The 21,855-nt window shown below is 62.8% G+C and carries 21 protein-coding genes and 3 pseudogenes; 4 read left to right on the top strand and 20 right to left on the bottom strand.

Annotated features, from left to right (window positions below; all coding sequences use genetic code 11):
* The 6 genes and pseudogenes from NKI37_RS14040 to NKI37_RS14015 form a co-directional block, all read right to left on the bottom strand.
* The gene (locus NKI37_RS14040; protein ID WP_023671423.1) at positions 1-888 is read right to left on the bottom strand and encodes a branched-chain amino acid ABC transporter permease; all 888 of its coding nucleotides are present in this window, start codon (positions 886-888) and stop codon (positions 1-3) included.
* 175 nt (positions 889-1,063) lie between these two features.
* On the bottom strand, positions 1,064-1,768 hold the full coding sequence (locus tag NKI37_RS14035) for an ABC transporter ATP-binding protein (protein WP_352788603.1): 705 nt from the start codon (positions 1,766-1,768) through the stop codon (positions 1,064-1,066).
* Positions 1,765-2,556, bottom strand: coding sequence for an ABC transporter ATP-binding protein (locus tag NKI37_RS14030; protein ID WP_027049713.1), 792 nt, complete (start codon positions 2,554-2,556; stop codon positions 1,765-1,767). The genes NKI37_RS14035 and NKI37_RS14030 overlap by 4 nt, the downstream gene beginning before the upstream one ends.
* A 14-nt stretch (positions 2,557-2,570) precedes the next feature.
* A pseudogene (locus NKI37_RS14025) lies at positions 2,571-3,779 on the bottom strand (ABC transporter substrate-binding protein).
* Between the two features lie 202 nt (positions 3,780-3,981).
* A pseudogene (locus tag NKI37_RS14020) lies at positions 3,982-4,736 on the bottom strand (nucleotidyltransferase family protein).
* Positions 4,737-5,250: 514 nt separating this feature from the next.
* Positions 5,251-5,847, bottom strand: a complete 597-nt coding sequence (locus NKI37_RS14015; RefSeq protein ID WP_023693762.1) for a YdeI/OmpD-associated family protein — start codon at positions 5,845-5,847, stop codon at positions 5,251-5,253.
* A 168-nt stretch (positions 5,848-6,015) separates the two neighbouring features.
* Here NKI37_RS14015 and NKI37_RS14010 point away from each other — a divergent pair, with 168 nt between their 5' ends.
* Positions 6,016-6,630: a hypothetical protein gene (locus NKI37_RS14010; protein WP_352788606.1), complete on the top strand. Its 615-nt coding sequence runs from the start codon at positions 6,016-6,018 to the stop codon at positions 6,628-6,630.
* A gap of 188 nt (positions 6,631-6,818) precedes the next feature.
* Here the strand turns inward: NKI37_RS14010 and NKI37_RS14005 are convergent, their stop codons facing one another.
* Entirely contained in the window at positions 6,819-7,730 is a 912-nt protein-coding gene (locus NKI37_RS14005) for a S1C family serine protease (protein ID WP_023671416.1), read from the bottom strand.
* A gap of 421 nt (positions 7,731-8,151) precedes the next feature.
* On the opposite strand from NKI37_RS14005, the gene yghU reads away from it, so the two are divergent.
* The gene (gene yghU, locus NKI37_RS14000; RefSeq protein WP_023740034.1) at positions 8,152-9,021 is read left to right on the top strand and encodes a glutathione-dependent disulfide-bond oxidoreductase; all 870 of its coding nucleotides are present in this window, start codon (positions 8,152-8,154) and stop codon (positions 9,019-9,021) included.
* A gap of 152 nt (positions 9,022-9,173) precedes the next feature.
* On the opposite strand, the gene NKI37_RS13995 is transcribed toward yghU, so the two are convergent.
* Positions 9,174-10,388 (bottom strand): aminotransferase-like domain-containing protein, encoded by a 1,215-nt coding sequence (locus tag NKI37_RS13995; RefSeq protein WP_352788734.1) that lies wholly within the window; start codon positions 10,386-10,388, stop codon positions 9,174-9,176.
* 268 nt (positions 10,389-10,656) lie between these two features.
* Here NKI37_RS13995 and NKI37_RS13990 point away from each other — a divergent pair, with 268 nt between their 5' ends.
* Positions 10,657-11,397 (top strand): sulfotransferase family protein, encoded by a 741-nt coding sequence (locus NKI37_RS13990; RefSeq protein ID WP_023831035.1) that lies wholly within the window; start codon positions 10,657-10,659, stop codon positions 11,395-11,397.
* A gap of 22 nt (positions 11,398-11,419) precedes the next feature.
* Here NKI37_RS13990 and NKI37_RS13985 read toward each other — a convergent pair whose 3' ends face one another.
* From NKI37_RS13985 to NKI37_RS13970, 4 genes are all read right to left on the bottom strand, one after another.
* Positions 11,420-11,575: a hypothetical protein gene (locus NKI37_RS13985; protein WP_352788609.1), complete on the bottom strand. Its 156-nt coding sequence runs from the start codon at positions 11,573-11,575 to the stop codon at positions 11,420-11,422.
* Between the two features lie 284 nt (positions 11,576-11,859).
* The gene (locus NKI37_RS13980) at positions 11,860-12,564 is read right to left on the bottom strand and encodes a Crp/Fnr family transcriptional regulator (protein WP_023685922.1); all 705 of its coding nucleotides are present in this window, start codon (positions 12,562-12,564) and stop codon (positions 11,860-11,862) included.
* Between the two features lie 169 nt (positions 12,565-12,733).
* Positions 12,734-12,907 carry a hypothetical protein gene (locus tag NKI37_RS13975; protein ID WP_023689840.1) on the bottom strand — a complete coding sequence of 58 codons (174 nt, stop codon included), beginning with the start codon at positions 12,905-12,907 and terminating at the stop codon, positions 12,734-12,736.
* A 140-nt stretch (positions 12,908-13,047) separates the two neighbouring features.
* Positions 13,048-13,203 (bottom strand): DUF1127 domain-containing protein, encoded by a 156-nt coding sequence (locus tag NKI37_RS13970; protein ID WP_023671409.1) that lies wholly within the window; start codon positions 13,201-13,203, stop codon positions 13,048-13,050.
* A 618-nt stretch (positions 13,204-13,821) separates the two neighbouring features.
* Between NKI37_RS13970 and NKI37_RS13965 the strand changes: the two genes are divergently transcribed.
* Positions 13,822-14,658 (top strand): SLC5/6 family protein, encoded by an 837-nt coding sequence (locus NKI37_RS13965; protein ID WP_023697775.1) that lies wholly within the window; start codon positions 13,822-13,824, stop codon positions 14,656-14,658.
* A 644-nt stretch (positions 14,659-15,302) separates the two neighbouring features.
* On the opposite strand, the gene NKI37_RS13960 is transcribed toward NKI37_RS13965, so the two are convergent.
* The 8 genes and pseudogenes from NKI37_RS13960 to NKI37_RS13925 all read right to left on the bottom strand — a co-directional run bounded on the left by NKI37_RS13960 (position 15,303) and on the right by NKI37_RS13925 (position 21,780).
* Positions 15,303-15,545 carry a hypothetical protein gene (locus tag NKI37_RS13960; protein WP_352788613.1) on the bottom strand — a complete coding sequence of 81 codons (243 nt, stop codon included), beginning with the start codon at positions 15,543-15,545 and terminating at the stop codon, positions 15,303-15,305.
* Positions 15,502-15,957 (bottom strand): hypothetical protein, encoded by a 456-nt coding sequence (locus NKI37_RS13955; RefSeq protein WP_352788616.1) that lies wholly within the window; start codon positions 15,955-15,957, stop codon positions 15,502-15,504. Before NKI37_RS13955 ends, NKI37_RS13960 begins: the two co-directional genes overlap by 44 nt.
* Before the next feature lie 34 nt (positions 15,958-15,991).
* Positions 15,992-17,173 carry a gluzincin family metallopeptidase gene (locus tag NKI37_RS13950; protein WP_352519795.1) on the bottom strand — a complete coding sequence of 394 codons (1,182 nt, stop codon included), beginning with the start codon at positions 17,171-17,173 and terminating at the stop codon, positions 15,992-15,994.
* Between the two features lie 79 nt (positions 17,174-17,252).
* Positions 17,253-17,975: a TfuA-like protein gene (locus tag NKI37_RS13945; RefSeq protein WP_352519794.1), complete on the bottom strand. Its 723-nt coding sequence runs from the start codon at positions 17,973-17,975 to the stop codon at positions 17,253-17,255.
* Between the two features lie 5 nt (positions 17,976-17,980).
* Positions 17,981-19,135 carry a YcaO-like family protein gene (locus tag NKI37_RS13940; RefSeq protein WP_352788621.1) on the bottom strand — a complete coding sequence of 385 codons (1,155 nt, stop codon included), beginning with the start codon at positions 19,133-19,135 and terminating at the stop codon, positions 17,981-17,983.
* Between the two features lie 23 nt (positions 19,136-19,158).
* Positions 19,159-19,836 (bottom strand): hypothetical protein, encoded by a 678-nt coding sequence (locus NKI37_RS13935; RefSeq protein WP_352788624.1) that lies wholly within the window; start codon positions 19,834-19,836, stop codon positions 19,159-19,161.
* Positions 19,837-19,939: 103 nt separating this feature from the next.
* Positions 19,940-20,770 (bottom strand): annotated as a pseudogene (locus NKI37_RS13930) (ATP-binding cassette domain-containing protein); the annotation flags it as partial.
* Positions 20,767-21,780 carry a LacI family DNA-binding transcriptional regulator gene (locus tag NKI37_RS13925; protein ID WP_352788627.1) on the bottom strand — a complete coding sequence of 338 codons (1,014 nt, stop codon included), beginning with the start codon at positions 21,778-21,780 and terminating at the stop codon, positions 20,767-20,769. The gene NKI37_RS13925 and the pseudogene NKI37_RS13930, both read right to left, overlap by 4 nt.
* Between the last annotated feature and the right edge of the window lie 75 nt (positions 21,781-21,855).

The raw sequence follows: 21,855 nt of genomic DNA, 5'->3' as shown, positions 1-21,855 counted from the left end.
TCAGGCGTCCCTTCCGAACAGGCCGGCGGGGCGCAGGAGCAGCACGACCGCCATGATGACGAAGACGACGAGGTTCGACGCCTCGGGATAGAACACCTTGGTCAGGCCCTCGGCGAGGCCAAGCATATAGCCGGTGACGATGGCCCCGAGGATCGAACCCATGCCGCCGACCACGACGACGGCAAAGACGACGATGATGATATCGGAGCCCATCAGCGGACTGACCTGGTAGACGGGCGCGGCGAGAATACCGGCAAGGCCGGCGAGCGCCGCGCCGAGCCCATAGGTGAGCGTCAGCAGCAGCGGCACGTTGACGCCGAAGGCCTGCACCAGCTCGGGATTTTCGGTCGCGGCGCGCAGATAGGAGCCGAGCCTGGTCTTTTCGATCAGGAGCCAGGTGCCGATGCAGATAATGAGCGAGGCCACCACCACCCAGCCGCGATAGTTGGGCAGGAACATGAAGCCGAGATTGGTGCCGCCGGCAAGCTGCGCCGGAACGGCATAAGGGTTGCCCGACACGCCGTAGTAGAAACGGAACACGCCTTCGATGACCAGCGCCAGTCCGAAGGTGAACAGCAGCCCGTAGAGCGGATCCAGGCGGTAGAGCCGCGACAGCGCCACGCGCTCGACCGCCATGCCGAAGACGCCGACGATGAGCGGAACCAGGAGCAGCGCCGGCCAGTAGCCGATGCCGAGATGGACGAGCAGCAGGTAACCGATGAAGGCGCCGAGCATATAGAGTGCGCCATGGGCGAAATTGATGATCCGCAGCAGGCCGAAGATGACGGCCAGGCCGAGGCTCAGCATGGCGTAGAAGGAGCCGTTGATCAGCCCGACCAGCATCTGGCCGAGCAAGGCCTGGACGGGGATGCCGAAGATCATGGTCATGGCGTCACCGAGGGTGTTGCAAGCGGGATGCGTCTGTGCGGCACGTACCCCCACCCGGACCTTCGGTCCGACCTCCCCACAAGGGGGAGGTAGGGCGGTGGCCCTCCACCCTCCCCCTTGTGGGGAGGGTCGCTGCGCAGCAGCGGAGTGGGGGTACTGCCGTGGGCTGTCGTCATCATACCCCCAACACCTCGTGCAGCTGTTGCGTGTGAGCGGCAAGCTCGCTTGCGGCAAAACCCTCCACCACCTTGCCGTGCTCCATCAGGTAGAAGCGGTCGGCGATGCGGGCGGCGAAGCGGAAATTCTGCTCGACGAGCAGGATGGTCATGCCGCGCTTTTTCAAGGTCGCCAGCAGTTCGCCGATGCGCTGGACGATGACCGGCGCCAGGCCCTCGGTCGGCTCGTCGAGCAGCAGCATCTGCACGCCCGTCCGCAGGATGCGGGCGATGGCCAGCATCTGCTGTTCGCCGCCGGAGAGTTTGGTGCCGGGGCTGTTGCGGCGCTCCTTGAGGTTGGGAAAGAGATCGAAGATTTCCTCGACGCTCATGCCGCCCTTGGCCACCACCGGCGGCAGGATCAGGTTTTCGTCGACGGTGAGCGTGGCGAAGATGCCGCGTTCCTCCGGCGCGAAGCCGATGCCGCGATGGGCAACACGATGCAGCGGCAGGCGCATCAGGTCGCTGCCGTCGAACGCGACGCTGCCGCTGCGCTTGCGGACCAGCCCCATGATGGCGCGCAGCGTTGTGGTCTTGCCGACACCGTTGCGGCCGAGCAGCGTCACGGTCTCACCGCGAAAAACGTCGAGGTTGACGCCATGCAGCGCATGGCCCTCGCCATACCAGGCATGGAGATCGCGCACGGCAAGCATCGGCTCACTCATGCTCGGTTCCCCTGCTCGGTCCCCATGTAGGCGACCCTGACGCGCTCATCGTTGCTCACCGTTGCGTAGTCGCCGGCGGCGAGCACCTGGCCGCGCTGCATGACGGTGATCCAGTCGCAAAGGTCGGCGACGACGGTGAGATTGTGCTCGACCATCAGCACGGCGCGGTCCGTTGCCAGCGAGCGGATGATGCCGGAAATGAGGCCGACATCCTCGTGCCCCATGCCGGCCATCGGCTCGTCGAGCAGCAGCACTTTCGGGTCGAGCGCCAGCGTGGTGGCGATCTCGAGCACGCGCTTTCGGCCATAGGAGAGATCGCCGGCCGGACGATGCGCGACATCGTCGAGACCGACGACGGCAAGCAGTTCGCGCGCCCGTGGAGTCAGTTGGTCAAGCGCGGCCAGCGAGCGCCAGAACTGGAAGCCGAGCCCGCTCGGCCGCTGCAAGGCGACGCGGACATTGTCGAGCACGCTCAGATGCGGAAAGATCGCCGATATCTGGAACGAGCGGACGAGACCCATGCGCGCCACCCTGGCCGGCGCGGTGCGGGTGATGTCGTTGCCCAACAGTTCGATCCTGCCGCTGCTCGGCTGCAGGAACTTGGTCAAGAGGTTGAAGATTGTCGTCTTGCCGGCGCCGTTCGGCCCGATCAGCGCATGGATCTGGCCGTGATGGACGTCGAGGTCGACATTGTTGACGGCGACGAAACCGGCAAAGTCGCGCCGCAGGCCGCGGGCGGAGAGCACCACCCGCGGCTTGATTTCGGCACCGTCCGGCTGGACGGCCACGGCTTGCGCCAGCGTCACTTGGTGACGAGCGGGCAGCCGCTGTCTTCAGCCTTGATGAAGGCCTTGTCGCCCGGAATGGTCGCAAGGTAGGTGTAGTAGTCCCAGTCCTTCTTCGACTCCTCGGGCTTCTTGACCTGCTAGAGATACATGTCGTGCACCATCGAGCCGTCGGCCTGTACCTTGCCGTTGGCGTTGATGATGTCGTCGACGGGCATTTCATGGAGTTGCTTGGCGACCGCCTCGGTTTCGTCGGTGCCGGCCTTGTCGATGGCCTTGAGATATTGCAGCACCGCCGAATAGGTGCCGGCCTGGATCATGTTGGGCATGCGGTTGGTGCGCTTGAAGAAGCGCCCGGCGAAGTCGCGGCTCTTGTCGTCGCGGTCCCAGTAAAACCCTTCGGTGAGCACCACGCCCTGCGCCGCCTGCAGTCCGAGGCCGTGCACCTCGGCAAGCGTGAACAGAAGTGCTGCCAGCCGCTGGCCGCCGGCGACGATGCCGAACTCGGCCGCCTGCTTGATGGTATTGGAGGTGTCGAGGCCGGCATTGGCAAGGCCGATAACCTTGGCGCCGGAGGACTGCGCCTGCAGCAGGAAGGAGGAATAATCCGTCGATCCCAAGGGGTAACGCACCTCGCCCAGCACTTTGCCGCCGCTTGCCTCAACAACCTTAGAGGTCTGCTCCTTCAGCGAATAGCCGAAGGCATAGTCGACGGTGATGAAATACCAGCTGTCGCCGCCCTGCTGCACCAGCGCGCCGCCGGTGCCGACCGCCTGCGAGTGGGTATCGTAAGCCCAGTGGAAACCGTAGGGCGAGCATTGCTTGCCGGTCAGGTCGGCCGATGCCGCTCCGGTAACGATGTCGATCTTCTTCTTTTCCTTGGACAACCCCTGGACTGCGAGCGCCACCGAGGATGTCGTCAGTTCCATGATCGCGTCGACCTGCTCGGTGTCGTACCACTGGCCCGCAATGTTGGAGGCAATGTCGGGCTTGTTCTGGTGATCGGCGTTGACGATCTCGATGGGCGCGCCCTGCACCTTGCCGCCAAAATCCTCGACCGCCATCTTGGCGGCCTCGACCGACCATTTGCCGCCGAAATCGGCATAGACGCCCGACTGGTCGTTGAGGATGCCGATCTTGACCTTGCCGTCGGAAATTTCGCCGGCCGCCGCCGGCATCGCAGTCGCCGCAAGCAGCGCGGCTGAGACGAGATAGGATGCTTTCACAGGTGGTTCCTCCCTTGTGGCCGACGCTGGAAAACGCGGCGGCCTTGCAATGGTTCAACAGCTCCGTCCGGTTCTCGCTGAAATCCGGGCCAGCGCCCGCCACTTCTCCTCTTGGCAACCCCTCCGCCCTGGGTGCGCCGGGAAACGTAGCATCAGATTTCGCAAGGGGAGAATGCTATTTTCGTAGCATGGCGTGTGGGCGCTACCAGTCCGGCTCAATTGGAAGGTCTTCAGAAAAGCCGCTCGGGCCAGGAAGGGACAGCGTTGCGGCCGCGGCGTCCAGCAGTGCCCCCGGAAGCCCTTTGAGATGCTCGCTGTCCAGCGGAAGCGCAAGATAGCCCGTGGCAATGCGTGCAGCTGCTTCCGCCTGTTCACGATCTCTCATTGCCTTGACCGCAGACCGATCAGGCAGAGTGGCCAGCCAAGCCTTGTGCAGAGCGAACATTCGAGGGTCGACCGTCGGCATGCTTACGGGATAGCCACGCTCATCGATCGCCACAGCCTCCACCTTTGGAGCGTTGATGAGCCATTGCAGCCCCTCCATGGGTGCGCTGTCGAGATCGTCGGCAAGCTGTGTAATCGAGGTAGTGGCGTTGTCCTTGAGGACATGTCTTGCCTGCGGACGGATCAGGTCGACCAGATAGCCATCACGGTTCGTGCCCTGAAGGCTCGGGGCTGGAGCGGCTTAAAGGACCTGTCCACTTTACGCAACACGCCTATCAGACCGGACTGGCTTACCCTCTCGCCAGTCACGAAGCTGATGCGACGGCGAGAATCGAAGAGCAGGTCAATGTCCCCGGTTGCCGTGAGACCGCTGGTGATCTGGACGCCCGCCAGAGCCTCGTAAGCGAACAGCGCATTCGTGCCGACGACCAGCAACTGCTTGCCCAGCAGGTCTGTTTCGGCGCACCGCCGCAATATCCGTGCGGCGATGGCCGGTACCCTGCCCAACCCCATTGCCACATTGACTTTCGCCAGGCCGTTCAGGCGATCGGCCAGACCTGCCAGCAGATCCTTGTTCTGCACCCTGCCCTCGGAAAACGCAGCGAACGCCTTCTCCGTCTGGCTGCTTTTCGGCCCGAGTGAATTCTCGACCTGCCGGACCTTCCGCAGTAGGTATTCAGCACCGCTACGCTCAACCCAGCGCATGCTGCCTGCAAAGCGCCTTTGGCGCTGGTCATCAGCACGCTGCCAGGCCTCGTAGACCTGTTACGTATCTGTGAGTTGGCGCCGCTGCTCGCCGGTCAACTCTCTCAGCATCGTTTTCCACTCTTAAGCCAAGATCAAGTTAACATAGTGGAAAACTCTTAATTAACAATATGTTGCTATGTTTTTTCCACTATCGCAGCTATCACCCACACGCCGAGTGGAAAATACCGTAAAAACAATAGGTTATGTCCGAGAAAGGGAGGCCAGAACCTCATACGCGGGTTTTTAGCTGCGCGCACCATGGCAGCCGCTTGCCGTCGCCTCACCGCTTCTGCGGATAGATCGTCTCGCCGCGCTTCAGCATCTCGACAAAAGCCTCGATCTTCTTCCTGCGCCCCGCCTCCGTCTTCATGTTGTGCGTTCGAAACGCCAGCGCGAACCGGTTCTGGGCGGAAAGCTTTGCCAGCATCTCCTTCGCCTTCGGCTCGGCGTCGATGGCGGCCTGCAGATCGTCAGGGATCTTCATGTCCTTGCCTGAGGCATAGGCGCGGTCCCAGCGGCCGTCGGCCTTGGCCGCCTCGACCTGTTTCAGCCCGTGTTCGGTCATGCGGCCCTCCTCGACCAGGCGGGCGACATTGTCGATGTTGATCTTGCTCCAGATGCTCTTCTTGCCGCGCGGCGTGTAGCGCTGCAGAAAGCTCTTGTCGTCGAGCGGCTTGCGTATGGCGTCGATCCAGCCGAAGCACAGCGCCACGTCGATGGCCTGCTTCGGCGTGATCGAGGCGAGGCCCGAGCCGACCTTGTGGACCTTGATCCAGACCTCGCTCTCGCCGGCATGATTTTCGCGCAGCCAGGCGTAAAAACTGTCGGGATCGGGGAATTCATGAACCTTGTCGGGATCGACCTTGAACGGCGCCATCATCACCTCGTTGTTGCCGGGCCGGCTGTATCGGCTGTCGATGCCAGTTTCCGTCAGCGGCGTCGATACCCCTTGCCTATTGCGAGCCGGCTTGCGCCGCAGCCGACGCCCGTGGCAGTTTCCTGCTGGTCAGCCGGGCAAGGCAGACTGCAATTCGGGGGAAATGCCATGCGAGCGATGTTACTCGGCCTCATCCTTCTGCTGCCGACCCCGGCACTGGCCGAACCCATCGAAACCCAGAAAATCATCACCGCGCTGACCGGCGACTTCAATGGCGACGGCGCCGCCGATCTGGCGATGATCGTCGAGACCGAGCCCGAAGACGATACCATGGACATGCATTTCTTCCTGAGGGACAAAAAGTACAATTTTCTGAAACCCGCCGGCGTCGTGCATGAGCAGGTCTACGGCGAATGGAACGACTACGACCAGCCGCATTATGAGGGCTCCGGCATCGAACCGGAGTTGACCTTGCTGCCCAACGGCTCGATCAAGATCTATCTGCCGGGGCTGATCGGCCCCGGCGAGCGGACCGACATGACGCTGACCATCGCCTGGCGCAACGAGGCCTTCGTCGTCGCCGGCGTTGCCTATGACCATTACAAATACCAGTCCGTTGTCGTCTACAGCAGCTGCGACTACGACGTGCTGACCGGCAAGGGCAAAAGTATGCAGACGCAGGATGATGACAGCAAGGTGAACAGTATCGTGTCTGTCGAAGGCCAGGTCGTGCCCTTCGCGGAGTGGGACACGGGGACGCCTTTTAGGGTATGCGGGGATTGAGGGGGCAGCCAATCTCCCCCCTCGTGGGGGAGATGGCCGGCAGGGGGGCCGCTGTCCCGCCAACGCACCGGCCAGTGTCAGCCACGTTTATCCCGCGATTCTTGTCAGAAAATAGATCGAGAGGTCGCGATCCTTCGCGCCCCCCTCTGCCCTGCCGGGCATCTCCCCCACTTGGGGGGAGATTGGCTTCACTGCAGATGCGGTTTCTTCAAAAAGCTGTTTCGGTCGGCGGATTTCACTCGCAGCCAAGTCTCACGACCGTCACGCACGACCCTGAGAGGAATCTCCGAACCCGCCGGATTCTGCCATAGCTTGCGGTAGAAATCGGCGAGACCGTCGACCTCGCCATCGCGCACGTCGGAGATGATGTCGCCCTGGCGCAGGCCGGCCTTGGCGGCGGGGCCGCCTTCGGCGACGCTCATCACCACGACCGCACCGTTCGACTCGGCCGAGAAGGCGCCGAGCCATGGGCGCGGCGGCTTCGCCACCTGGCCGCGCGTCAGCAGATCGTCGAGGATCGGGGTCAGAAGGTTGATCGGCACGACCATGTTGATGTCGGCGACCTCGCCGTTGCGGCTCATCTGCAAAAGCAGCGAACCGATGCCGAGCAGGCTGCCATCCTGGCCGATGAGTGCCGCGCCGCCCCAGGACGGATGCGCCGGGGCAATGAAGATCGCCTCGTCGAGCAGATATTCCCAATAGCCGGCGAATTCCTGCTTGGTGACGATGTGTGCCTTGACCGAGCGGCCGGTGCCGTCGGCAAACACCACGGGGTCGCCGATCTTGGCCTTCGAGGCGTCACCCAGCGCCACCGCCGGCAGGCCGAGCGGCGCCAGCGCCTGCACTAGGCCGAAGCCTGTCTCCTGGTCATAGGCCAGCGCATGCGCCGGCACGACGCGGCCGTCCTGGTCGGTCAGCCAGACCTCCTCGGCCTCGGTGATGAGATAGCCGATGGTGAGCACCAGCCCGTCGCCGCGGATGACGACGCCGCTGCCTTCCCGGCGCGTGCCCAGGGCATTGGCCGTGAAGGCATCGTCGGGAACCATGGCGCGCACGCCAACGACGGAGCGCAAGAGCGGGGAAACGGGATCGATGGGCATGCTTTCATCCTGGCAGATATGCGTGGGCAGTATCCTCTATAGGTATGCCGCGCTGCACAGGGCGCAAGGGCTTGGGCAACAAGGCAATCATTTCAGAGGCTGGCGCTGCTCCTCGTCCGCCTGCCGGCACCTTCTCCCCCGTATAGCGACGGGGAGAAGGGAGATGGCCGCAACATCGGCGCTCTTGGCAACGCTGGCAATTGGCGAAATCAGTAGGCGACAGCGTCCTTCTCCCCGTCACTATACGGGGAGAAGTGCCCGGCAGGGCCATGAGGGGCGGCGCTGACATCGATAATAGTTCAACACAAGTTGAACCTTTCTGAATTGCACCTATGTGTTCCAGTATCTACGTTCCGCCGACTTTTCCGCCATCAGTCTCGCGCCGTCGTTTTCGCCCCGCCAAACCCAAGGAATTCCCCGCATGACCGAATACATCCCGCCGAAAGTCTGGAGCTGGAAGAAAGCCAATGGCGGTACGTTCGCCAGCATCAACCGGCCTATTGCCGGTCCGACGCATGACAAGGTGCTGCCGGTCGGCAAGCATCCGCTGCAGCTCTATTCGCTGGCGACGCCGAATGGGGTCAAAGTGACTGTCATGCTGGAGGAGCTTCTGGCGCTCGGCCACAAGGGCGCCGAATACGACGCCTGGCTGATCCGCATCAACGATGGCGACCAGTTCGGCTCGGGCTTTGTCGAGGTCAATCCCAACTCCAAGATCCCGGCGCTGCTCGACCGCAGCGGCAAGACGCCTGTCCGCGTCTTCGAGTCCGGCTCGATCCTGCTTTATCTCGCGGAAAAGTTCGGCGAATTCCTGCCGACCGAACAGCCGGCGCGCGCGGAAACCTTGTCCTGGCTGTTCTGGCAGATGGGCTCGGCGCCCTATCTCGGCGGCGGCTTCGGCCATTTCTACGCCTATGCGCCGGAAAAGTTCGAATACGCCATCGACCGCTTCGCCATGGAGACCAAGCGCCAGCTCGACGTGCTCGACCGGCGGCTGGCCGAGACCGAATATCTCGGCGGCGCCTTCTATTCGATCGCCGACATGGCGGTGTGGCCCTGGTATGGCGGCCTGGCGCTCGGCCGCATGTACAATGATTCCGCCGAATTCCTGTCGGTGCAGGACTACGAGCACGTACAACGCTGGGCCAAGGCGATCGACGCCCGCCCGACCGTGCAACGCGGCCGCATGGTCAACCGCGCCTTCGGCGACCCGGCCATGCAACTGCACGAGCGCCACGACGCCAGCGATTTCGAAACGAAGACGCAGGATAAATTGGTGGTGGCGGAGTGAGCTAATCTCCCCCCTTGAGGGGGAGATGGCCGGCAGGCCAGAGGGGGTCGGCTCGACTGGGCGCGACCTCCTGCGACTGATGAAGGTTAGCGCTCCACGCGCGGCGACCCCCTCTGTCGCCTTCGGCGACATCTCCCCCTCGAGGGGGGAGATTAGCCCATCAATTTCGCCAGCCTCGGCACGCCTTCACCCACCGCGCGTTCATCTGCGAGCGTAAAGCTCATCCGCATCGTGTTGCGGCCCGAACCGTCGGCGTAGAATGCGTTGCCCGGCACGAAGGCCACGCGGGCTTCCTTGACCGAGCGGGCGAGCAGTGCCGTGGCGTCCGCACCTTCGGGCAGCGTCAGCCAAACGAACATGCCGCCTTCCGGTCGGCTCCAGCTGACGCCATCCGGCATTTCCGCTTCGAGTGCCGCAAGCAAGCCGTCGCGGCGCTGGCGATAGGCGCCGATCAGCTTTTCCACCTGGCCGTCATACACGGCCTCGGAGACCCGGTGCATCACCAGCTGGTTGATCGACGGGCTGTGCAGGTCCGACGCCTGCTTCATCAGCACCAGTCGCTCGACGACGCGGCGCGGCGCGCAGACCCAGCCGACGCGCATGCCCGGTGACAGAATCTTTGAGAACGAGCCGCAATAGAGCGTGCGGGCGTTTTCGATGCCGCCGGAGCGTTCGCAGTCGAGCGCCAGGATCGGCGGCTGGCCCTCGCCGTCATAGCGCAGCGCGCGATAGGCGGCGTCCTCGATGACGGCAATGTCGAGCTCGCCGGCGAGGTCGAGCACCGCCTCGCGCTGCTGGCGGTTCAGCGTCTCGCCGGTCGGGTTGGCGAAATCGGGCACCAGATAGGCGAATTTCACCTTGCCGCCCTCTTTTGCAAAAGTAAAGGGGGCAGCAGCCGCCGCCTGGTAGGCGGCCGGCGTCATGTTGCCGCCATCCGGCGTCAGGCGGTCGTAGCGCGGCTCATAGGCGTTGAAGGCCTGGAGCGCGCCGAGATAGGTCGGCCACGTCACGAGCGCTGTGTCGCCGGGCGACAGGAACAGCTTGCCCAGATAATCCAGCGCCTGCTGCGAGCCGGAGGTGATGAAGATGTTGTGCTCGTCGCAGGCAATGCCGAGCTTGCCCATCTGGCCGGCCAGCCATTTTCTGAGCGGCAGATAACCTTCGGAGACCTGATACTGAAGTGCTGCGCTCGCCTCCGCACCGCCCAGCACCGAGGCATAGGCATCGGCGATCGCCTGGGCCGGAAACAAGGCCGGATCGGGGATGCCGCCGGCAAAGGAGATGATGTCGGGCTGGTCGAGCAGTTTGAGCAGCTCGCGGATTTCTGACGCCTTCATGCGCGAGGCGCGCGACGCCAACAGGTCCATCAAACTCACGAGCCCACCTCCCGGGATACGGCATCTGGTCCAGCATGACCGTTCTGGCCATGCGATTTAGGTCAATCTGACTGACCTATTATCAGGCTCCCTCACCCGCTGGAATAGCCAAACCCTCATTCCGCGTGGCCCAGACGAAAAAGCAAACACATTTCTGCCCTGGACAGGGAAAATTGTTGCGCGCCGAGGGGCGCGGATGCAACCTCATTCCGAGCGGACCGGCATAAAAAGAAAAGCGGTCTCAACAAGGGGGGTTAAAATGACGCTTGAGCTCATCGGGGCCGGATTCGGCCGCACCGGCACATGGTCGACCTTTGCCGCGCTGAACAGGCTGGGCCTTCCCAGCTATCACATGCAGGAAGTCATCCTCAACAAGGCCAACAAGGGCCATCTCGACTTCTGGCGCAAGGTGGCCAACAGCCCGCCCGGCAGCCAGCACGACTGGACCAGAGTCTTTGCCAATTACAAGGCGACGGTCGACAATCCGGGATGCTGCGTGTGGCGCGAATTGATGACAGCCTATCCCGACGCCAAGGTGCTGCTCACCCTGCATCCGCGCGGCGCCGAGGCCTGGTACGACAGCACCATCGACACGATCCACTTCACCGAGACATTGTGGCAGTTCAAGGTGCTGGAATGGCTGACGCCGTTCGGCCGCAAATTCGGCGACATGTCGCACAGACTGATCTGGGGCCGCACGCTTGCCGGCGTGATGGACGACCGCGCCAAGGCGGTGGCGCGCTACAACGCCTACACCGAGGAGGTGATAGCGGCCGTGCCGCCGGAGAAGCTTCTGGTGTTCAAGGTCAGCGATGGCTGGGCGCCGCTCTGCGGCTTCCTCGGCGTGGCGCTGCCCAACGAGCCCTTCCCCAACCTCAACGACCGCGAAAGCGTCAAGAAGATCATCCGCGACATCATCAAAGGCAGCTACATCATGCTGGGGCTGTCGGTGGCGGCGGTGCTTGCGGTGATCGCGGCGCTGTGGTGGTGGCTGGGGTAGCCGCCGGACCGTCAGAATATTGCTACTTGCGCGTGATCCAGCCGAGGAGACCCGGCTCGACGGCGGCGAGCGCGCGCCAGCGCTTTTCCGGGACATTGTCTTCCATCACCGATTTGATGAAGGCGGCGCGCAGGATGGCGCAATCGAAGGCGGATACATCGAAAAGCAGTTCTGCCATTTCGGTTTTCCCCGTTCACATCGGGCGGGCGGGCCTGTCGAAGCCTCAGGCGCCAGCGCCCCATATACATGGTCGACGACAGCAGATTCATACTCTTGCCGAACCAAGGTTCAACACAATTCGATTGTACGGTTTTTACCAAGCGATTGCGGTTCGTTGCCCGCTTTTGCGCCGATGCTAGATTTGCCGGGCGGCCTCTCCCCAGATGGCCGCAAATGGCCGGCGCGGCTCTGGCAACATGCTTTCACCGGCATTCGCGTCGGCCATTTCCAGCCCTGCCAGGCTCAGCCCAGCAGGCGTTCGTATTCGGCCTCGGCCTGGCCGTAGAAGCCGTCGGCGACGGCGATCAGGCCATCCCGGTCGCGGATGACGATCTCGCCGCGCCGCGACCGGATCAGGCCGCGCCCTTCCAGGATCTGCAGGCCGATGGTGACGCCCGGACGCCTGACGCCGAGCATGACCGACAGGAACTCATGCGTGATCTGGATCTGATGGCCGACCACCCTGTCGTCACACATCAGGAGCCATCTGGCCAGCCGATCCTCGAGCTTGGCGCGGGCATTGCTCAGCGCAGTGGATTTGGTCTGGCCGTGCAGATAATGGGCATAGCGCAGCAGGAAGGCGCGAAGCGTCGGGCTTTTCTGCAACGCTGCCTTGAACGGCTCGGAATCGATGCACACCGCCTCGCCCGGCATTTGCATGTAGCAATCATGGGGCGCCCAGTCGGCGCCCATCACCAGAGCGGAGCCCGACATGCCTTCGTGGCCGATGATGCCGACCTCGGTGTCCAGGCCCGGCCGGTTCCTCGCCACCACCGAGGCCAGGCCGCTTTCCAGGAAGCATACCGAGGCGACCGGCTCGCCCGCCATTTCGAGCGGGGCTTTGAGATCGAGCACACGATGGTGCAAATGCGGCGCAAGCAGTGCGAAGTCGGCCGGGTTCATGCGGCGCAAAAGGCCGCTTTTCTCCTTGCTGACCGACTGGTCCATCGCTCTCTCCCCAAGGGCAAGAGCACATGTCATCTCCCAGCCGTCGGCGCCCTGCCCAAATGCAAACGGTCATTGGACGATAGCTGACTCGGATTCAGCCATTGTACTTCGTACAAAACCGACAAATCAGGGGCGACGCCCCATGGATCAATCCAGCAGCTTTCCTGGATCAGCGCTTCGGGCGGTCAGCCGCAACCATGCGCGCTTCGCGCACGATGGACGAGCGATCGTTGCCGATCAGCGATGCGATCTCTTGTATCTGCTGCTCGGAGGCCCCGGTTTCCCGCGCCAAGGCCGCGAGCGCCTCGGCGCTCAGACCGGACTGTCTCGGTTGCTCCGCCATGGCTCCAATGCCTCCTGTCGGGGCAGGAGTGCGATGGTCGCTCCCAAGCGTCAGCGCCCATTGATGTGGCCGACGATGCTGCACTGTACGCTTCCGAACAATCGATGGCGAGCGATATATTAGCGACGCTGGATGCGGCCCTAGAACGGCAGCCTTATCTCATCGATCGACCTCGACTCCGTCCAGCCAATGTCCTTCTGGATCTCCGTCGGCAGCGCATTCAGTGCGCGCACGGTCTTCCTGTGCTTGCTGGCGCGCGCCAGGGCAGCGCGAATTCTGCTGAGACTTTCAAACATCGGTTACCTCCATGCAGCAGCAGAGCGCTGCCTTAGGCCCGCTCTTGCACGGCCTCTGTAACCGATCGATTGCGCGGCAACGGTGAAGCGCTTCACAAACCGATGCCGGCCAGAAACATTTGTATACAAATTAGTTGCACTCCCGCGGTGGCGTGATCCGACCTATGGCAGGGCGATCGCATATGGCGCTCCCTCGGGTTCGGCGACCCACCTACCCTTCGTCGGCGCAAGGCGATCACATATGAGTTCTTACGAAGAGGACCCCCACCCTAACCCTCCCCACAAGGGGGAGGGAACGCTGCCGCAAGCCACCCATTCTGGCGTGGAACCTAGGCGATTTGCGGCGATCAGCGCCTACCAAGTCTCCCTCCCCCTTGTGGGGAGGGATTAAGGGTGGGGGTATTCGCTGGCGCCGCCTTATGCGATTGCCCTGCCCTCCTCCGCGCCATCGCCGGCATCGGCGTCCGCCAGCCTCGCCTATGGACGAATCCCATCATGCGCAATAAGGATGGGGTCTGCCGTGGCGCTTTCGCGCCGGGGCAGGCGACGTTCGTTCAATGACGCTGCGCCGGGCGCCTTTGACGCCCCGCAAAAGTGTCGATACCGGGGGATCTGGTCATGACCGACAACAAGCCGACCGTAGACGTTACCAAGGACTGGCAGGCAACGCAGGGCCAGAAGTCCGGCGCCACGCGGCTGCGCCTGTTCGCCGTGCTGTCGTGGGTCATCGCCATTGGCGGCGAGATCGCCGGGATCGTCTTGCTCTACAAGCACAAGTTCGACCAGGGCAACCTGCCGCTGCTGATCGGCATCCTGGTCGGGATCGCGATATTCGCCATCGTCGGCAGCCTGCTCTGGAAGGCGGCCAACCGGAAGGACCCGGCCCGCGAATCCGACACGTTCAGGTTCTTTGTCCAGAACCAGCTCGGCGCGATCATCACGCTGATTGCCTTCCTTCCGCTGGTTCTCTTGATCCTCAACGACAAGAACATGGACCCGAAGAGCAAGAAGGTGGCCGGCGGTATCGGCGCCGTGCTGGCCGTGCTGGCGACGCTGATCGGGGTCAGCTACCAGCCGCCATCGGTCGAGCAGTACACGCAGGACATGAACACCTGCGCGGAACAGATCAAGGCGGGGCAGCCGACCACGGCCTGTTCGCCCGAGGTCGCCGCCCAGGCGCAGGCGATCGCCACCGACTCCACCACGGTGGCCGCGGCGACGAAGGACGCGGCACACCCCAATGGCCAGGATGTCGTCTACTGGATCGCGCCGGAAAACGGCGCCGCCAAGTCCGACACCGAGCATGTCTTCCACCTCTGCGCAGCCGTCAGCCCGCTGAAGGACAAGACCGTCAACAGCGGCTCGGTAACGGAAGCCTACGCCCAGAACGCCATCCGCATCACGAAGCAGATCGAGATGGAACAGAAGCAGTGCGGGTTTACGGCTGCGCCGTGAATCGGCCAGGGTTTGGCGTGGCCGATTGGGTGCGCCAAACTGGTGGTTCACATCATAGTTGTCCGTCAGTGGCGTGCGGTCCCTCGTGGCGCGAAGGCTTACATGGCGGGACTAGACGCAACGTAAGCGGCTGGGGCACGCCAAATCCCTGGCAGGGGCACGACAAAAATTGAATGTCGCATTTGGGCCGCTTCCTGCCTGTCCGGTTTCGGGTGGTAGCATTCGGAAAGCGGACACACTCGTTGACTGGCGCGACAGCTAAATCCCGTTTGCCGGACACGGCGAGGATGCCGAGGGCCTCTCGGATATCGATGTGATGAAGCCTTTCGCGTTCGTGTCGACAGGATTCAATGGATCTCGGCCGGCGGTGACAACCAGGGCGCACAACATGGCCATCGTGCGGAACTCCCGTCGCCAGTTATGTCGCCGAGCCGATGCGCCCCACGCCCGCCCTCTAGACCGAGGACAGCCCCGAGACCAAGACACGGAAGGCCGTACCCAACCCGCGGAATGAGAGTCTGATCAACCGTCGTCTCTGAGCTCCACCCCCAGCCCTGTGCAGCTTCAGCCGATCCGACTGCATGGCAAACCTGCCAAGCAGGCGAGCCTTCTTGCCTTCAACCTTTGACAGGGAACATGAGAGACTAGTCGTTCAGCTTTCCGCCACGGTGTCCCATCGTCATCTTGGATGCGTACATCGTCGGTGAACGCTTGCCTGGAAGGTTCGCCTCGAGGACGATCTGCTCGACGAAGCCCTGGTTCATTTCGAATTCGACGCATTGGTTGAGCTTGTCCACGATCCAGACCGCGTAGCCCTCTTGCTGCTTCTCGTCATATCCGGAGTCATCGTCGGGAATCGTTGGTTCCGGAGCTGCTGGAATCAGCATGATCTTGGGTTTTCGGCAAATCATACGTGTGCCCTTCATATGCGTAACCGAATATCACCCCGGAGGTGAATTCCGTCTTGGGCTCCGATGGCATGACGTCGATTGCGCCGATCATGACCATGTAGTTGGCTATTATCGAATTGACAAAAACGTATGAACTATTGGTTGCATTGATATCAAATATATTTTTCAGGAATGTCATTGTGTCATCGCTTGCAGGGGGATCAATTCCGATTCTAGCGCCAACAAGGGCAAATTGATTATTTATGATGGCAGTATTTATCTCTGCTATATCATTTGTTGTTTTCAATCGCGGCAACCCCGGTATTCCATACAAGCGTACTTGCGTGGCATTGAATGCACTGTGGGGATCGCGCGTAGTGTAGGTTGGCCTGTGATAATCGTCGCTCATTTTCCTCGCACCTTTTTTGTTACGGTCGTTCAGCTCACAAGATCTCCCGCCAGCTGAAATTCTCATCGAATTTTTCCGCGAGCATCGGCGCGACCCGATCGCTGACGTCCACCACCATCACCGCGGCCTTTTCGAACGACAGGTCATCCGCATCGAGGCGTGGCCACGCCTGCGCAAGTGCGAGAGCCACCTCGTCCCTTGCTCTGATCAACATGCTCTTGAACATGAAGGGCCGAGCGCGAAAGGCGCGGGACGTAAAATCCGAGATGCGCCGCATGTCGGACTGGTCGACATCCTTGATATCGATCCCCAGCAGCCGCTCGTCGGCCAACCCCTCGTGCACCAATGCCGCGTGGTAGACGTCGACGATCGTGTCGAACACAGCTCCCGTGAACGGCCGTGACCTGTCATGGATTTCCGCCGTCACCTCCGACATGCGGCGTGCGTTGCTGGCGAGGCGTATCTGCCGATCGCCAGTCAGCTCGGCAATCCGGTTCAATTCATTGAGAACAAGCAGGTTGCCATCGCAGTGCCGCAGCAGCCGGTCCATGCCGCTGTCGAAATTCAGGAAGGACAAGAGCGAGACCAGATCCGAGCTGGCCTCGTGGAACGGTCCGAAATCGCCTTGGGTCAGGCCGCCGGCTGGTGTCCCGAACAGCGAAAACAAGATGGCGTGGCCAACCTCATGTGCGATCACATCGAAGTTGAGTGCATAGGGATAGTCGCGACCGTCGATGCCGCGCTCTCGGCCGAGTTCCAGATAGCCATAGCCCGATTGCGCATTCTCCCAGTCGACGAAGGGGATGATTTCGAGCCGCTCGTACGTCTCGGCGAAGTACCAGACAATCGGTTTGCCGAGGTAGCTTTCCCAGATATCCAGCACGCGGCTGACCGAGGCGAAAGCGTGCGCAGAAAGGAACTGCCGCGAGGTCAGGGAAAGCTGATCGAAATGGCCGTCAAAGCCAGCCTCTGGAGGCGGAAAGATTTCGCCGACAAACGGTGGCAGATAAGGGTAGTCGTAAGGCTCCTTGTCGAGGAGCGAATCGCGAACGTAGATGCGGTGATCTTCCGGGCCGGAGCGGATCAGATCGGGTGGAGTAGAAATCCACACTGTTTCGGGTGTTCCGTAACCCAAAAGGTGAGGGACCTGCGGGTAGACCAGGAACCGCGTTCCCAGCAACGGATCTTGCGCAACGACACGATCGACCGCGTCCAATCGCTTAGCCCCCTCTGAGGCTACCACGCTATCACGGCGCTTACGTTACGTAAATCGTCGGCCGCCAAGAGGTCAGGGCCTATAGCGCCAGCCCCGCATCATCCATATCCTTGGAGAAAGCCGAGGTTAGCTGTAATTCCGGCATGGGGTCTGCTTTTTCAAATGCTTGCTCCCGCAAAAGTTCGAGTGCCCGCAGAGCATCTTGCTTTTTTTGCTGGACGAAAGCCGCGCCGAGCTCCCTGCACAGTTTCTCGACGTCGCCCTTGCCGTCGTGCGCATCCCGGACCATCCGTGCCAGGGTGCGCTCGCGAAAGTTGACGGCCTGTGCCGCACCCTCGAGCCTCGCCTGCTGTTCGGGTGAAATCACGCCGCGCCGGCAAGCAGCGCGAAGGGTCCGGCGCAGGTCAATCAGCGCATGCGTCAATTGAGCGAAATTCACTTCGGCCGGTCCATGCAATACCGCTACTGCGTCGTCGGGTGCAAAGGCGAAGCGGCGATACCATCGGTAGATAAGCCCGACGCCTTGCATATGGGGGAACAGCTCGGCTGCTCGAAGGGCCCCCATGCTGGCCGCGCCGACGACGTGAATGCCGCGGCTGAGGGCCCACAGGATTTCCTTGTGCCGAACCGCCGGCTCCGTCTGAAAACCGCCATCTATGAGAAGGATCGCACTCGGGTCGAAATGCTGCACGGCCGAAACGATCGAGCCTTGCACGGCCGGGGGAAGGCATACCGCATCGACGACCTTCAATGCGTCGGCATGGGACACGGTAGGGCCGGTGAAGACGAGTTTCGGGCGCATAATCCCTACCCCTGCAAGAGCGGCTGCAAGGCAGGGATGACAATCCTGACAACCGACAGGGCGTCGAGCGGTTTCGTTCCCACCCGGATTAGGTGAACCGCATCGAACCCTCTCTCTTCGAGAATTGCCAAGAGGACCGACAGCCCATCCGACGCCGTGTTGAACTTCTGCTCGGCGAGCGCGCGGAAATCCACGCTACGCGGGCCATCGCGGAGGAGCCGGCGATGCGCTGCGATCATCTGCCGATCGGGGTATTTCGGATAGGACGCGCGCGTCAGGTCATCGCGCGCGCCCGAGATCGCCGCCAGACGGGCCTGGGCCGCTTCGTAGATGGCGTGCGCCGCCGCGCCGGCAGGACTGAAACCGGCGGCCGAGCCATCAGCCGGGTGATCCAAAAGGACCGTTTCCGTCGGTTCGTCTTCCAGCAGATGGCACCACACCACCGGTATGCCCAACGGCGACAAAGCCTGCCAAAGGCCGACCAGCACGTTCTTGGCCGCCAAAGTTTCCAGGAGATCGCGGAGCGACGGATCATCGATCGTCTCGGGATCGATGCGTTGACGGTGGAAAAACCCGTGGGTCCGGTATGCCGTGGCGATCGCGTCGCGTTCGATGCATTCAAGCATGCCATGAACGATGGCATCCGGCTCCTCGAAGCCTGCGGCCAAACCGCTCGTCGATGCCGCGAAAATGCCGTCATGGGGCAGTGACGGCAACACATAGGCGGTGTGCACGAGCTCGAACGGGACCAGGTCGCGGCTGCAGGTAAGAAGATTGTCGGCGGCTACCCACGCCGTCTCCCTGCCGCGCCATCCGGGCGCGGTGCCCCCCTGGAGATGCCTTTCGAAACGATCGGGCGGGATGCCCAATTGATCGGCACAGCCGACGACTGTGTCGAAATTCGCCACCTGCTCTGCAAAGAAGCTCTCGGCCGATTCCAGCATGGCCGATATCGCGGCTTGTGCCAGGGTAGCGCCCTTGCCTTGCGCGACCGCGTTGGAGAGCGAGAAAGGTCTTGTCACCTGCACGACCGGGATGCCGAGCTGGTCGAGCCCTGTAATGTCGGCGATCCGCGTGATGCCCAGGCCTTCGCGCATCTTCATCAGCCTCGCCAGCGCCTCGTCGGGCGGCGGACCCAGGCGTTCATATCGCTCCAGCATCGCGGATGCTCTTGCAGGGCCGGCTAGTGCCGAACGGCCGATTCGGGATTGACGATCAGCGCGGCGCCCGGCTCGAGAGCGGATTTCGCACGTTCGACCCGATCGCGATAGCGCGACGACAGTTCAGGTGACAGGCCTGATGATTGAAGGGTCTCGTATGTACTGACGAGGAAAGGCACAGCGCTTTGCTCCGCGGCTATGGCGATGCTCTTTTCGAGGGCAGCGATTACGTCCGCCTCCGCATCGCCCTGAAGAAGAAGTAGCTCCGCCCTTCGCCGGTAGAGCTCTGCCAGCCAGAAGCGGCTGCCGCCGGCCTCGGCCTGCGCCACAGCCGAGCCCAGCAGCGCGAGCGCCTCATCGACCTCGGCAGTTCGTGTCAAAAGCTCTGCCAGCATGCCGCAATAGACCGGTTCGTCCTCAGGCGTCTGGAACTCGCCATGGAGGCCAAGGCCTTGCCGCATTTTTTCCCTGCCGCTCTCGACCTGGCCGGCGTTGCCGTCGCACCAGCCTTCGAAGATTTGCGCTGCGGCGGCGAGGGCGGGCATATAATGGCGCTCCGTCAAGTGGCGCAGATCCGCTATCACGCTTCGCAGCATCGAAAAATCGCGGCGATAGCAATGCAACATCGCCTCGTTGAGGTAGGCATGCGCGATGCTGCCGGCATGTCCGGTTTGCTGCGCCCAGCTCCTAGCTTCCGACATCGAATGGATCGCGCTTGCCGGCTTTCCGACGAACCACAGCGACAAGGCGCGGTGCGCGAGCCCGCAGACCCTCGCGTCATGCCCGCCGAACAACGCCGCCTTGCGGCGCCTGCCAGCCGGCGCTATCGCGGGCGAGCTTGAAGCTGGCGTTCCTCAGGCTGAGCAGCGGCTTGCCCGCGGCCTTGGCGCGCTGCGGATAGAGCTCGTCCAGGGGACGTCCGACCAGCAGCCTGACCAGCTCCGCCTGCGGCGCGTGCGGCTCGGTGATGCCAGCAACGCGGCCGTCGCGCATCACCGTCACCCGGTCGGCAATGCCGGGCACTTCCTCCAGCCGGTGCGAGATATAGACGATGCCGACGCCGGTGGCGGCGAGTTTTCTCATGATGTCGAACAGCCGCTCGACTTCGCCGACGGTAAGTGCGGCCGTCGGCTCGTCCATGATCAGCACGCGCGAGGCGTAGGACAGCGCCTTGACGATCGCCACCACCTGGCGCTGGCCGATCGACAGGTCCGCCACCATGGCGGACGGATCGATGGCGATCTCGATGGCTTCCAGCCGCTTCTTGGCCTCGCGGCGCATTGCCGGCACGTCGAGGAAGCCGCCCGGACGCATCAATTCGCGGCCGAGGAACAGGTTGGCCGCGACATCCAGCGACGGCACCAGGTCGAGCTCCTGGAAGATGGTGGCGATGCCGGCCGCTTGCGCCTCACGCGGGTTGTTGAAACGCACGGGTTTGCCGTCGATCTCGATGGTGCCTTCGTCCGGCGTGTAGACGCCCGACAAAAGGTTCATCAGCGTCGACTTGCCGGCGCCGTTTTCGCCGAGCAGCGCATGGATTTCGCCGGCCTTGAGATCGAAGTCGACACCGCGCAGCGCCTGCACGCCGCCGAAGCGTTTGACGGCGCCGGTCATTACCAGCAGCGGCGCGGTCATGTTAGCCTCGTGTGGGTCGGCCTCCCGCAGGAGGCGCGCGCCTGCAGCGTCGCCTGCAGCCGCACCGAACGTGGCTCTGAACCGGTCGCCGCGATGCGGGCGCTGAGCAGGGCTGCCGCCTGCCTGCCTATCTCGGTGCAGGGCTGCGCCACCAGCGTCAGCCGCGGTTCGAAACAATCGGCCCATTCGAAATCGTCGAAGCCGGCCAGCGACAGATCGCCCGGAATGCTGAGGCCTTTTTCGCGGATGGCGCGGACGGCTCCGATCGTCGTCATGTTGTTGCCGGTGACCAATGCGGTTGGTGGCGACGGCAGCGACAGGATGGCGTGGGTGGATGCGGTCGCCGCCGCCGTGTCGACATTCTCGGCCGAGAGATAGTGCGGCACGCACTCAAGTCCATTGGCGGCGAGCGAAGCCTGGAACGCCTCGATGCGCTCGCGCGTCGTCGTCAGGCCCGGCTGTCCGGCGATATAGCCGATGCGCTTGTGGCCGAAGGAGGCGACATGGTCGATCAGCGCGCGCATCGACGTTTCGTTCTCGACGCCGATCTGGTCGAAGCGCTGGTCGGCGAAACGGTCGATCAGAACGCATGGCATCTTCTTGTCGGCGAGATAGTCGATGGCCCGCTGCGGCGAGCCCGACGGCGCCAGGATGACGCCGTCGACGCGGCGCTGATGGAAAGCGCGCACCACCTGCAGCTCGCGGTCGGGATCTTCCTGGGTGTCCGACAGGAAGACCATCAGCCCGAGCCGCGCGCATTCGGCCTCGACCGCGCAGATGATGTCGGTGAAATAAGGGTTGGAGATCGCCGAGATCGCCAGGCCGACGCTGTTGGTGGTCGAGGCCTTCAGCGAGCGCGCCAGCTCGTTGGGCTGATAGCCCATCGTGGCGATGGCGTCGTTGATCAGCCTCGCCTTTTCCAGCGAAACGAAGCGCGTGTTGTTGACGACATGCGAGACGGTCGACACCGACACACCGGCGCGCCGCGCCACTTCAGCCATTGTCGGCAAGACAAATAAGCGCCTGCAAGCGCTCCTCCCTATGCGTTTCCCGTCCGCTCTGATGGCGGATTTTGAGGGAGTTTA

The sequence above is a fragment of the Mesorhizobium sp. M0626 genome, from assembly GCF_040320665.1.
GTDB lineage: Bacteria > Pseudomonadota > Alphaproteobacteria > Rhizobiales > Rhizobiaceae > Mesorhizobium.
The sequence above is the reverse complement of the archived record's forward strand: the minus strand, read 5'-3'. Positions and strand labels throughout refer to the sequence as shown.